Below are 13531 nucleotides of genomic sequence, written 5' to 3' on the forward strand. Positions count from 1 at the left end.
GCCTCCTCATAAGTTCTGGATACAATCAGGAAACTTGCCTCTCTAGGTCTCCGATGATTTTAGAAGGAAGAGAGGCAATAGCCTGATTCGTTGTCACTTCTAGAAAGCTGCTGCCCTAAGATCCGGGTAGTTGTAGAAGGAAGGACGGCAATAGCCTGAAGTAACGTTATCATCCCATAGTTTGGAGGGGGTGAACATGGTGGAAGTATGGCGATGGTCGTAAAAATAGCCATTTTCATGTTGAAATAACAACAAAACCCCCTTAACTAATCGTTAAGAGGATTTCGTACTAAACCATGTTTGATTTCAATGTTTGATTCTAATCATGCTTAATATTCAATTCTTTAAAGTCCACCTTTAAACCAACTGCAGTCATGAAGTCTATACCTAATATTCCATCAAAACCATAAGGCTCTCTTGTCATACCTAATTGAAGTTTTAAAAAAGGTAAATTAAAATTTCCAATTTGTAAGTCTTCTACCACTTGCTCATAACACAGCTCACTTGCTCCACCAACACCATACATTCTTTTGGCAGTTCCATTTATCATATCGAGATACAACCCAATATTGACCATTAAATCCGTGTCAAAAATGGTTGAGGCACACCCTGTATCAAACAACACATTACTCAGCTTAATTGTTTGTTTCCCATATGTTAATGACAATGAAACTAATGGAAGACCGTCATCAATTCTAAGCTTCATCATGATTTTCGAATTCCTGTAAAGTATTCCTCTATAACTTCAATTTCTTGTTTACTTGTGTGAAAAACATAAAATTCACGTTCAGGGTTTTCCTTATGGTGAAACTTATAGCCTTCCCAAGCATTCATTGGATTATCATATTCTTCAACAACTGTCATTTCTTCAATCGTACGCATACGATTCTTTGAAACTGCTTTAATCGCCTCCACTAGAACAAATCGACTGGGGTAATGGTTACAAATTTCTGGCCATTTCATATCTCATATCCCCTTCATTTACATTTTCAACAAACATACGTATTAAAAATAGAATTAACCCTACTTAATCCATTTTCGAGGGATTCAGATTATTCCTCAAACTCAAATTTATACATTCATTATATCATAAGATATAAAGTTTCAGACAACCCATATCCATACCTTTAACGGGTATGATACAAAAAAGAGCAACATCGAATTTATCGAGGTCGCTCTTTTTGTATAGATTAAATATTTTCTAATGGACCAAGCAATATAGTCCGTTATCCGAATAACTTAGGATTCGGGCCGTATTGGTTCTCATTGGGCTGACTATCTTGGCAGTTAAATACGATAAGAATAATAGAGCCGACAAATGGGATTAAACCAATGAAAATCCACCAGGCGCTCCTTCCAGTATCATGCAGTCTCCGGAAAGTGAGGGCTAGCGATGGCAATAAGATTGCCAAAGAATAGATAATAGTTAAAACTGATTTTAGCCCAGTTATTGCTTCCAAGATCGCTAGAATTACAACGACGATTAAATGAAAGAGCATAAACATCCAGTATTCCTTGCGTCGCGCTCTGCCTGAAAACCCTACGTAATTTTTTAAAACCTTCAAATACCATTCCATTTCTAGTCCTCCTTATTCATAAAAAAACGATGAAATAATTGTCGTCAACTATATCTTACAACATTTTCACTAAAAAAGGATAAAGTTTTACATAATTCTCTATAAAGTTTCAGTGAAATTCGACATTTTTCCCCGTAATTTTATATATCATTGTATAAATGTTATTATTTAGTAGTTGATTTATTCTCATCTTTGTCTAAAGGAGAAAACACAATGAAGAATACGATTAGCAATTATTTAAATCTCGTTGCTACAGTAAATACAATCATACTGACTATTATTTTTTTGTTTTTCAATCCCTACAAACAAGAAGACATAAATTTAGGACATGTTATTTCACTTACTTGCTTGCTCATCTTGCCTTCGATTGTGAGTCTTTTGTTCTCTCTTATGAATAAGAAACTGCTAGCCATTATTGCCGCAATTATTACATTGCCATTGTGCTTATATTTTGGGGTTGCTAAGTTTCCAAGTGTATTCAACCTTTACTTATTAACACCAATTCTTTATTTACTTGGAACCAAATTTAAATTCTTTAGTGAGAAAATTTGATAAGAAGCAAAAAGGAGACTGCATCCATACATGCAAATCTCCTTTTTGTTTTTAATAATTTCCATTGGGTCCTTTCAATCCGCCTAAAAAAGTTACTTCAATATATCACCCTTTGTCGGAATACGGACTCCCTGTGGCACATTAAAGGAAGATACGCCGGAAGACTGCTGTACGCCAGGATTCCGGATCGCGATGCTGATCTTCAGATTGGTACTTCCCAAATAGCTTGTTCCGTTGCCTGTTGGTATATTTTCTACAACTTCTCCTTCATACGCAAGCTTGCCATTATCGTACATCTTGCCGGTTCCGTTGGCATTTCCATCCACGAAATCACCGTCGTAGGCAATCGCGCCATTCATATAAAATTTGCCTTTACCCTGATAAATACCATCCTGATGTTCGCCATCATAATAAAGCGTTCCATATTCGTAGAACTTGCCTTTCCCTGACATGACACCAGATGTGAACTGGCCTACATACTTATCCCGCTCATCGTCGGAAATAAATGTGCCCGTTCCGTTGTACGTACCGTTCTTGAACGTTCCCGAATACCTTGTTTTTCCATTCGGATGGTATTCAATTCCCGTTCCTTCAGGAATGACCGAATCTGGGGTAACCTGCCCTGCGTATTGCAGATAGCCTTCGGGAGCATAAATTTTGGCATCTCCCAATTTATTATTATCTGGACGTGTCATTTCCGAATACAAGCTGCCGTCCTTGTTGTAACCTATGTCTTGAATGACTCCATTGACCCTTTTTCCTTCTGAGCGCAGTTTCCCGTCCTCGAAAAACGTTTTGCCGACCAGATTGGCTTTCCCATTCACGAATTCACCTTCATAACGCTTTTGTCCGTTCGGGTAATAAGCTGCCCCTTGTCCATGCGCCACACCATTAACTACCTCACCTATGTATTTGTATGTTATATCAGACATTTTGACCGTCGTTTCTTTCACAGCTGCGCCAGGCTTATCGGCTTTGGCAGGCACTGACGATGTAGCCGCTGGCATGCTGGCAGTTGCTGCTCCATTCTCTCCAGCCTTGGAGGCGCTGTCCGGCAACTTTTCATTGGCAAGGACAGTTGAAGCGTTCTGACCAGGAGGTATGGAGGAAGATGGTTCAGACTTTACGTAGACAGGCTGGTCCGTGATTTTCTCATACAGTTTGTAGCCCAATGTTCCACTAATAGCAAGAAGCGAAACTAACAACAAAATAGCGAGCACATTTCTCATGATGTCACCTCAAAGATTATTTAATTGGGGACCTCATCTACGCGAAAGAAATACATATAATCCCACATAGACAATGACCACTTTTCTACGTTAGCATACTAAATGTGATTTTGAAAGTATCATAGGGGTGTTTGCTGTTCGGCAAAAAAACAAAAAACCTCTCATCTTGAGAGGCTGTGAAGACCTGCTAATCTCGTGATTGAGTCGCTGCGCTATCTTGCAACAACTATTGTGATTGCTTTAATGAATTTTTAGCCTTGCATATGGGGCATCTATCGTTATTATGCTTATACGTGTATACTGCGCCATGCTGAAGGGCCTCTACTATCGCCATGAACATTACGTCATGCTCTTTAGTTTTATATTCACATTTATTGCAGTAGACATATGCTTTCAAAATTAGTTTCCTCCCATACACGAAGGAGAGTCAAGACACTCCCAGATGTTTTATCTGCTCATGGCCCTCACTTTACATTCTCAAACCTCGTTAAAATCCCGTCCGAACGATTCAAATGAAAATAGGTGATAAAGTTGTCTAGCGAGGAATCGCCACTTTTCAGTTTCTTAAGCATTTTCCGGCTTCGCTTCAAAATATAATCTTTATGATCAATAGAAAAAACAAATCCTAAGCCAGATGTCATGCTAAATCCCTCAAGATCGAGCACTCGTGTGTAGATCAGAGGACTGCTTATTGTGTTGCTGCTTAAACTAATATCGATGATTTTAATAGGCTCGTCTGAGTCACTCAAAATGTCATTTAGCATAAGCACCCCTTCCATCTTATCGACGTGTATGACCTCGTATAAGGAGGCCTTTGATTGCAGCATTGCCGCTATCAAGTCGTTCTCGATCTGATTCTCTGAGGAATAGTTCTCCGCGAAACGTGATAATATATTCTTTCCAGCACGGAATTTTTCATAAATATTAAAGTCATATAGAGCATCATTCTCAGTCTCATGTTCAATAACCACCTGATCCCGGTTGTTAAGCATGCCCAAAATATGAGCGGCTTGCTTGAAATCAACTTCAGCAACGTAATCATTTAAAATTTTTGTATGCAGTTCTATTAGTGTTTGTCTATATTGCTTGTACCGCTCGATGTTGTCCAATGTTATTCCTCCATTCTAAATTCAGTACCATTTAATAACCGCGGTGCTAGATACCTTAACATAATCCTTCTTTTAACACTATGAAAAACCCTTCTTTATGCGCTGCGCAAAATATCTGTTCTATTAAATAAATTTGACGAAATCGGTGGAAAAGAAAAAAACCTCTCATATAGAGAGGTTGAGTAGATCCTATTACTCCATTAACCCTTTGAGCTTATTGTCCAAAATCCCCTTCTCCAGCCTCAAATGAAGCAATTCCGTATCCAAGTCCTGACCTATGGTATGAACCGAAGTAACAATGTCCTCTGCTGTAAGCAAGTGAATAGAATCTGCCTTCTCGGAGATGTACGTCAGGATAACTTCTATGAATTCTTTGCACACGTTGATTCTTTGTATGAGTATTTGTTCTTCTTTAATGGTTTCATTGTATTTGGCAAGGATATCGTTCATGTGGCTCACCTCCGATGATAGGCAATGTTTAACCAACTTCTTTTCTGTTAATGCTGAGTTTAGTAGCTCACAATAGCTATCGTGCAGGCTCCTACGAAAATGAGGAAATGATCTCCTTTCTGTATCATTCTTTGTAAATCCAGTTAATTGGTACTTCTTTGTATAAGGTATTACTTATAAGTGTAATTATTAATAATATACACTATAACAGGTCTGTTTGCTACATTATTTAAAACCTACTCTATTACTGAGGTGGTTATTTTGGGTAACTTACGTAAATTAGTTGGCGAACGAGTCCGAATGGTTCGAAAACAAAGAGGATTTTCACAAGAAAAGCTCGGAGAACTGGCTCTATTGAAGAATTCATATATTGGGGATGTTGAAAGAGGCACTCGGAACATCTCACTCGACTCACTGGATAAAATCATAACCGCTCTTGATATGGATCTTGGAGCTTTCTTTAACTTTGATGAGATTGATGTTACATCCAATGATTTTGATAAAACGGCAGTGTTAGAGGTACATAAACAATTCCTTGAAGATAGAAGCGTTGATGAAATTAAGTTGATACATAAAATATCTAGAGATATTTTACTTACGAAAAAATGAAATCAAAAGAGCGACATCGAATTGGGTTTCGAGGTCGCTCTTTTCTAAGTTAGAATGGATTTATCCTGTTATTTGAACCTCATTAAATTAAAGCTATAATATAAGTACATCTAAATTAGAGTAGGAGATTACAAAACATGAAAAAAGTCGATGTTGTCGGCGCAGTTATTTATAATGAAAAGAACGAAGTGCTATGTGCACTCCGCTCTCAACAAATGTCATTGCCTGGTTATTGGGAGTTCCCTGGAGGGAAGATTGAAGACAATGAAACCCCTCAAGAAAGCCTAGCTCGTGAAATTAAAGAAGAATTAAACTGTACAATTGAGGTAGGCGAACTTGTTGCCGATGCTACTCATGAGTATCCCAACGTTATTGTTAGATTAATTACTTATAAAGCTAAAATTATCGATGGCGATGCAGTTGCCAGTGAGCACGAGAAATTACTTTGGTTGCCTTTAACTAAACTTAAAGAGCTGGAGTGGGCACCTGCCGATCTACCCACCCTCGCAGTCATTTGCTAATCAATCATTAGCGGATAAAATCAGTGTACATGGCTTCCGGAATAGGATCATGTAATTTCCAAGTGATATTCATCGGTTTATCACCATGGCTATTCACATAATCGATTTCACCTAGATAAGTAAAGGGTAGAACTTCGTTATGCATCTTTTCAAATTTTCTAACGAATAAGTGTATATGAATTCCCTTACTGGTGTGATGAATAAACTCTTGTCCGCGTTGAGATTCGTGAGAAGTTGCATTTTGACTTTGCCAATGGAAGTGTTGCTGATCTACAAAATAGTCATGGTACAGTAAGTGATCGGCAACCTTCTCCCCTTTATTCAAATTAATAAAGAGTAAGTAATGATCCCCAACCCGACTTACCCCCTCTCGCCAAGTACCTTCTTTCGCAGGTGACTCAAACAAGTAGATGAGATCATTTCTTGTGTAATTTTGATACCGCACTACATTCTTCTGACTTTCAAAAAACACATCCGGTCTATAGAACCTTCTAAATTCAGCCAAGCCATATTCTAAGCGATCTTTAATATAATTAAATAACTCCTTATTTGCCTTAATCTGCTGTAAAATAGCTGACCCAGTGAAACTACCACTATCATAACTCCCAAAAGACCAAGTCTGTTTAGCCAGCTTCGTTGCCAGCTTTTCCATAGCTTTATCAATCTTGTTACCTTGTACTTCCTCTGAAACACGTATTCCGAATCTATAGCCTAAATCATCTATCACATCGCCGCTTGTAATAGTTCCCTTCTCAAAAGCTGCGGAAATAACTGAAAACTCATAAGGCCATTTGAGTGGCAACATATCTTCTAATCTTTGAACTACTTCCAACATTACATTACTATTCAATAGGTCTACGTCGAATGAATTAACATCCTTCATCTTCTTTTTAGTTTCGACCCACGAGCCATATTTCGCTATAAAAAAGTGTAAGCTAGGAGCTCCATCATAGTATAGGAAGTCATTTAGTTCGGGCGAATAACCCAACTCTCTCTTAAATTGGTTATAAAGCTCCATAAGTAGCAGGTCTCGATCCATACGAATATTCTCAATCTTCTTGAGAATTTCTTTCCGCGAAACCTCTTCTAAATCTACGAAGCAGCCATCTGGTAAGTCGGCAAACTCAGTTTCGATAGCGATTCGCAATGAATCCCGGTCAAATGCTTTATGATTATGTTGATCAGATAGGGCTAGCGGCACAATAAATGATTTTTGATAATTCCCAATGAAATCTAAAATGGTTACATATTCTTTCCCTGCGACTTTCCGCAATCCTCGACCAAGTTGTTGTATAAATATAGTGGCCGATTCCGTCGGTCGCAAGAATAAAATCAAATTCACCTTAGGAATATCCACACCTTCATTGAAAATATTTACTGTAAATATGATTTGAAGGGGATCACTATCGTTTTCCAACTTACTAATGATATCTTGCCTTTCGTCCGGAGAATCGTTACCTGTTAGACAAGCTGCCATATAGCCTCGACTTGTAAACTCATCCGTCATATAACGAGCATGTTCAATTGAAGCGCAGAAACCCAAAGCCGTCATAACATTACCATCATGTCCAAACTTGTTAATCATATTAATTACATAATCAACACGTTCATGCGTGTTCAGAGCACGTACTAGCTCCTTTTCAGCAAATTGACCGTTACTTAGCACTTCAATCTGTGCATAATCAATCGTAGGGTCACTCAAACCAAAATACCGAAAAGGTGTTAAGAGCCCTTCTTTAAGTGCATCCCTTAAACGAATTTCATATACGACATTATTATCACAAATTGCTAGAACATCCCTGCCGTCCATGCGATCCGGGGTTGCCGTAAGCCCTAGTAAGAACTTAGGTTTAAAATAATCAATTACCCTTCTATAGGTAGCTGCTTCAGCATGATGAAATTCATCAACGATAATATAATCAAAATAATCAGGCGTAAATTTCTCTAACACACCATCTCTAGAAAGAGTCTGAACAGTACTGAATAAGTACGGTTTATCCCAATCTTTCTCAATTCCAGTGAGCTTACCGCATAAATTATTAGCATCATCAAATATCTTTGCAAATGTTTTTCTAGAACTCTCTAGTATTTCATCTCTATGGGCAAGAAATAATACCCTATCCGCCCCGAAATTCTTCACGTCAAAAGCAGAAAGATACGTTTTACCAGTTCCAGTCGCAGCTATGACAACGCCCTTGTTGTGACCATTTAATCTAGTCTGCTCGAGTGCATGAAGGGCTCCCTCTTGCATTTTATTCGGTAAAATCTCCTTCTTTGTTGGGCTGTTGTCGTCATTCATAACATTTACCAGATCAACATGTTGCGCGGCTAAGTATGGATTGACTAACATAATTTTTTTATTGTTGTATTCATGTTCATAAGCTGTAATCAAATCTAAACTAAGCTGGATCGCCCTCTGATCATCCCAATACATTTGGAACGTTTTTCTGGCATTCTCATAGATCGAATAATACGTATCCCCTGGTAATTTCACATTCCACTCATGGCCTGTCTGTAGCGCTGAGTACGTTAAATTAGAAGAACCAATTATCACCGTATTTAGACTTGATTTACGCTCGAACATATATGCTTTGGTATGGAAAGATACTCGACCAGAGTCAAATACTTTTGTCTCCACATTTGGCATCTCTAATAAGCGACGAAGCGCTTTAGGCTCTGTAATCTTGAGATAAGTTGATGTTAATATCTTAACTTTCTTGGTTGGATCTTCTCTTCTTAGATCATCTAGGGCTCTAATTAGCAGTTGTAGTCCTGACCACCGCACAAAACTAACCATAAAAAACGCATTGTCCGCGGTTAACAACTCATATTTAAGGGCCTTAAATAAATGTATAGGGTCCGCAGTTGAATTCGTTAGTAGAAGCGGATGCGATAGGAATAATTCAGGATACATCGGCAATGAAATATCATCATTCCTGTAATGAATTGCTTTGAGCGGCATATCCAAGTCATATGAGGCCAAATCAGGAATGATTGCCCTTAGTTGGTTCGTTAATTCTAGTATTTTAGCGTGTTGGTTTTGATCTGCTAAATATCTGAACGATTTACTGATATCCTTCATGACTTGTTGTATTAATGCGTTGTTATGATTCTGTGGTAGGAGGTTATATGTAATTTGATTGGAGGGATATTCTTTGTTTTTATGTAATATCTCTTCGAAAACTCCTTGATGCTCTCTCACGTTGTTCCTCCTAGAATTAGAAAATGCTTCCTGTTTTATTATACTGGATATAATGGGATATGGAATAAAGAATCGTTCTATTCGACTGGCTGTTCCTCTTTTAATTGATTTATTTCTCAATCGTATGACACTATGCTGTTGGTGAACTAGGTTTAATCGCCGCTATATGAAGACGAAAGGGCTTACTCCAAGGAGGATTCTTCATCCGTCCCTAGAATAAAGCCCTAACTAACAAGACTTACAATCCAAATTTCACCTTTACATATTCAATGGCTTGTTTATCAGTAATAAGATAACTTATTTCCTCACGAGCTTGCCTTCCTGTATTAGATAGCCAATTATGAGAGCCAATAAATAGAATCTTGTTATCAATTAACATTACTTTTGTATGAAGAGGAGGTGTATATGCAAGTCCTTGGCCTATGATACCACGCAATTCTTTTAGAGCTGTTTTAGTTGCATCCTTATTACTGAAACTATAATTATCCCGTTCTACTATTTTATCAATATCATCGATCGTAAACTTAGTTTTTTGATAACCGAAACGGACACGAATATCTACTTTACGGTCTTGAGCAGCTTTTAATAATGTGAAAAATGATGCATTCATGACAGTGCTGCTAGTCCAAGGGGACACAATGCCTAGAGACTCTCGGCAATATTCTAATGCTTTGGTCATTAATCCGTGATGCTTCTTAGGATTCAATAATACATTATTATTCAGTTCACTGTTTATTACCTCAATAAAGCGTGAATCCACATCGCTGATCCCGATTTCATCCCGATATATAGCATAAGCAACATTCCGCATGCTATCAGTAACACCTTGCTCATATTCTTCGTTGAACAGGCTGTAGATAAGACCATTCTTTTGAATAGCTTGGATGGCAAGTTCCAAATAGTTTGCACTGGCCAAACCGGTCTCTAGATTACCTACAAAAATAAATTGTTCCTTTGCTCTCGAAAAGGCTACATTCAGCATATTAGGTTTATTGCCAATAACATAAGAAAGCCCCAAGTTTTTTGCATGAATACCATCCACTACTGAACTAAAGAGAATGAACCTCTTTTCTTTCCCCTGAAATGTATGAACAGTCCCTATTTCAATACCAGTTATAGCCGATGCTAATTCACGCGCTTGAGCTGAAAATGGTGTAATGATACCAATATTATTACGAATATCCACTCCATATTTCTCAACAAGCATTTCTACAATTCTTTGACACGCCCTTATCTCTGATCTGTTACGATGCGCATATTGATCTTTAAGTCCTCTAATATCAAATGCAACCAAGTTAGCTCCAAAAAGTTTATCCAGGTTATCTGCTTTGGTGAGATGAAGCATCTCGTTATAAACATGGAAATTAGAAAACTTCATTATATTTGATTCACAGCGTCTGTGTTCATCAAGAATAACTCCCTTTTTCTTATTTCCCATGTATTCGAAAAAATCTCCTCCCCGATCTGCGTAGTCCTGAGCATTATTTTTCAAAACACATATTTTGTCATGTAAATGTTCATCAACTTTACTTTCTTCAATTAAATTCATAGTAAATGGACGAACTGGTTCTAACTGTTCGGGATCCCCCACCACTACAGCTTTTCGAGCTCGAAATAAAGGCGCACATAAATAATGCGGCATTATTTGCCCAGCCTCATCAACAAACAAGGTATCAATTAGCTCAGGAAGTTGTTGAAATAGATTTTCAGAAAAAGAATGCAACGTAGTGGTAGCGACTGGAAAACACAAAAAGAATGTCTCCCATATTGCTTTAATACCCTCTTGATAATTATCCAATCTTTTGCCTTTTTCGCTATAAAATGCCTGAAACCATCTTTGTTGCTCTCCCATTTTTTCTAAATTAAATATAATTTCTTTACGATGCTCGATAATATATTGTTCATTCACCTTTAACGCTAATTCAAATAGGTGTTTACGATGATTTACAACTATTGGAGTGTTAGTTAACTCGTAGTAAGAAAATTTAATTACGGAAGGGAGTTGTAATCGTTTAATTAATTCTGATTCTTGCTGAGAAAGAGATTGAAGAGAACTTAAACGATCATTCAGTTTTGTTATCACGGTTTCAAGTTCATCTATCTTCTGGTTGGTCTCATTCATTTTCTCAGAAGTACTACTTATTTCAATTTGAAGCGTAGGATGATTTTGTTTGTAATCATCTATAACACTATTACACTTTTCTATTTCTTGTTGCAATGGTTGGATACGTATCTCTTGTATGAAATCTAAGGATGGATTAATTTTTTTAAATCTCTTTCGTTTAGGCAATAAGAAAAAAAGGGAATTAGGAAATTTACTCCAATTCGTTAGCAGTTGTTTATCATCATATGCTTGACGTAGATTATCCGTGGCTACCTCTTTTTCTTCTTTCCGAATACGATGTTCATCTTCAATTTCTTTAAACTCTTCCTCTTTTATACCCTTATGCTTTCTTAATAGTTCTAGTGCAATAGTAGACTCTTCTAACTCTAAAGCAATTCTCTCTATTTCATTGCTGCACTTAGTAATACTTAAATTAAGATCTCGGTTATCGTCTAGAATCGCTGTTGAAAGACAATGCTGAAGTAAATCCCAAAACTTGATAATGTTTTGCTGAAGGTCATCGAGCTCATCCATAGAATTTTTGAAATGAGCGCGGACTGCCTCATTCTTCAAAGATTCAATTTGAGAATGTTTGAGTCCTTTCTGTAATCGATTAAAAATTTTATGCCGAAACTCATTCATATTTGACATATTCCCTAAACGTGCACAAAAAAAGCCAGATGCTACAGATTTAACATTGTCCTGTGACAAAGAGATAAATCCTGTTGGATTTTCTAAAGCTTCATCATCTCCAACATATTCTCCAATTTCATCATCTAGAAATTCATCTAATGGAAAATCTCCTTCAACTGAAAGTAAGCTTAATGAAGTGAATAAATCTACTTCTTCTGATAACTCAATACCTATATTATCGACAGCTTTGTTGTTTGTACTGGTAATTACAATAGAGTATGGGTTCCTACCACCAAACGGAGATCGATAATGCTCCCTTTTTTGACCCTCATCAACTAACTCCCATGGTTGATCCCATTTTTCAATTAGAAGCCTAGCTTTTCGCACCATATAATCAGCAATCATTTCCTTAATTAACGTCGTTTTCCCTGTACCTGGTGGTCCATTCACAGCAAGCAGCTTCGCATGTTCTAAGGACTGAATAATTCTCCATTGCTTGATATTAACAGGGTATTCTGCTGTGTAACTTCCATAATGATATTCTCTTCCAGAAGGCTCGGGCTTAAATTGATAATCAAGGGCTTGCTGGTTGCCAAATACATAATTACTTAACAAAGGTGCACTGTGGATGGCTTGCCTCTCAACGAGGCGTTCCAGCTCTTTTCTAAAAATAGACTCTTTTATTTCCTTCAACTCATCCTTTGTAATAAAAATACGACGAGTCATTACCCATCCATAATACTCCCTAAAATCAAGTAAACTCTTCATAGACCAATTGGGTATGTGTTCTTTTATACATTGATCTATCAGACTAATAATTTGGCTAATATCTGATGATTCAATACTATCAATAGCAGTCACAATATCTTGATATTTTCGGGCTGCGATTAGTCTCACATCTTCTACTGGACAAGACTCGGCTTCAGCCAGCATAACCTCTAAGCTCTCTCGATTGAGGACAAAAGAGTTTGTGAATAAGCCTTCTTCCGTTAATTCGCATTTAAAAGTAATAACTGGTCTAATCAAAGGCTTCTTGTTAGCAGATAGACGCTTTATCATCAATGGATAACAAATCGTTACTACATCATGATTTATTAATTGGCTAATATAAGATTTAAAGTTTGAAATGTTATCTGGGTATGATAATGGAGTTTTTTTAATGAACTCTTCAACATCTATTTCTTTTGAGATAATGCTTTGAATTAGTGCTTTCCACTTACTTCTATCTTTTTTTTCCTTGATTGATAAATTCTTGAATTCTGGATAACTTTCTAACTTACTCTGTATAGCATCTATTTCTTTTTTCTCTATGGTTTCTTTCAGGAGAGATGAATGCTCAAGAACATTTTCGTGGAGTTGCTCCCCTTCTTCCGAGTTAAGAGAAGAATTCATGAATCTTGAGTAATCCTCATATCGGATATAATACTGTAAAGCTTCTCTTAAACCACTAGACATCGCTTAACCCCCAAAGGAAACTTGACTATTATCTTGTCGCTTATATCTTTCTCCAAATAATGACAAAACCCTTCAATTTTATACATTTTG

General features: G+C 37.2%; 12 protein-coding genes. 3 read left to right on the forward strand and 9 right to left on the reverse strand.

What is annotated here, in order from left to right; all coding sequences use genetic code 11:
* Positions 1 to 99: 99 nt before the first annotated feature.
* The 4 genes from HQN90_RS27035 to HQN90_RS27050 all read right to left on the reverse strand — a co-directional run bounded on the left by HQN90_RS27035 (position 100) and on the right by HQN90_RS27050 (position 1577).
* A complete protein-coding gene (locus HQN90_RS27035) occupies positions 100 to 252 on the reverse strand; it encodes a hypothetical protein (RefSeq protein ID WP_173224518.1) in 153 nt (50 codons plus the stop codon).
* Positions 253 to 319: 67 nt separating this feature from the next.
* Positions 320 to 709 (reverse strand): aspartyl protease family protein, encoded by a 390-nt coding sequence (locus tag HQN90_RS27040; protein WP_246362863.1) that lies wholly within the window; start codon positions 707 to 709, stop codon positions 320 to 322.
* Complete coding sequence (locus HQN90_RS27045; protein ID WP_173224520.1) at positions 706 to 963, reverse strand: hypothetical protein; 258 nt, start codon at positions 961 to 963, stop codon at positions 706 to 708. Before HQN90_RS27045 ends, HQN90_RS27040 begins: the two co-directional genes overlap by 4 nt.
* A gap of 263 nt (positions 964 to 1226) precedes the next feature.
* Positions 1227 to 1577 (reverse strand): DUF805 domain-containing protein, encoded by a 351-nt coding sequence (locus tag HQN90_RS27050; RefSeq protein WP_079414670.1) that lies wholly within the window; start codon positions 1575 to 1577, stop codon positions 1227 to 1229.
* 213 nt (positions 1578 to 1790) lie between these two features.
* Between HQN90_RS27050 and HQN90_RS27055 the strand changes: the two genes are divergently transcribed.
* Positions 1791 to 2129 carry a hypothetical protein gene (locus tag HQN90_RS27055; protein ID WP_173224522.1) on the forward strand — a complete coding sequence of 113 codons (339 nt, stop codon included), beginning with the start codon at positions 1791 to 1793 and terminating at the stop codon, positions 2127 to 2129.
* Between the two features lie 92 nt (positions 2130 to 2221).
* Here the strand turns inward: HQN90_RS27055 and HQN90_RS27060 are convergent, their stop codons facing one another.
* From HQN90_RS27060 to HQN90_RS27070, 3 genes are all read right to left on the reverse strand, one after another.
* A complete protein-coding gene (locus HQN90_RS27060) occupies positions 2222 to 3358 on the reverse strand; it encodes an MORN repeat-containing protein (protein ID WP_173224540.1) in 1137 nt (378 codons plus the stop codon).
* Between the two features lie 464 nt (positions 3359 to 3822).
* On the reverse strand, positions 3823 to 4467 hold the full coding sequence (locus HQN90_RS27065; RefSeq protein WP_173224541.1) for a DUF7986 domain-containing protein: 645 nt from the start codon (positions 4465 to 4467) through the stop codon (positions 3823 to 3825).
* 192 nt (positions 4468 to 4659) lie between these two features.
* Positions 4660 to 4917: a hypothetical protein gene (locus HQN90_RS27070; RefSeq protein ID WP_173224542.1), complete on the reverse strand. Its 258-nt coding sequence runs from the start codon at positions 4915 to 4917 to the stop codon at positions 4660 to 4662.
* A gap of 261 nt (positions 4918 to 5178) precedes the next feature.
* On the opposite strand from HQN90_RS27070, the gene HQN90_RS27075 reads away from it, so the two are divergent.
* A complete protein-coding gene (locus HQN90_RS27075) occupies positions 5179 to 5526 on the forward strand; it encodes a helix-turn-helix domain-containing protein (protein WP_173224543.1) in 348 nt (115 codons plus the stop codon).
* Positions 5527 to 5663: 137 nt separating this feature from the next.
* Positions 5664 to 6047 (forward strand): (deoxy)nucleoside triphosphate pyrophosphohydrolase, encoded by a 384-nt coding sequence (locus HQN90_RS27080; protein ID WP_173224544.1) that lies wholly within the window; start codon positions 5664 to 5666, stop codon positions 6045 to 6047.
* Positions 6048 to 6054: 7 nt separating this feature from the next.
* Here the strand turns inward: HQN90_RS27080 and HQN90_RS27085 are convergent, their stop codons facing one another.
* Both HQN90_RS27085 and HQN90_RS27090 read right to left on the reverse strand, forming a co-directional pair.
* Positions 6055 to 9249 carry a DUF3427 domain-containing protein gene (locus HQN90_RS27085; RefSeq protein ID WP_173224545.1) on the reverse strand — a complete coding sequence of 1065 codons (3195 nt, stop codon included), beginning with the start codon at positions 9247 to 9249 and terminating at the stop codon, positions 6055 to 6057.
* 238 nt (positions 9250 to 9487) lie between these two features.
* Positions 9488 to 13441: an AAA domain-containing protein gene (locus HQN90_RS27090; protein ID WP_173224546.1), complete on the reverse strand. Its 3954-nt coding sequence runs from the start codon at positions 13439 to 13441 to the stop codon at positions 9488 to 9490.
* Positions 13442 to 13531 lie beyond the last annotated feature (90 nt).

Origin of the sequence: Paenibacillus alba, assembly GCF_013204855.1 — a bacterium.
In the GTDB taxonomy this organism is placed as follows: Bacteria; Bacillota; Bacilli; order Paenibacillales; family NBRC-103111; genus Paenibacillus_E; species Paenibacillus_E alba.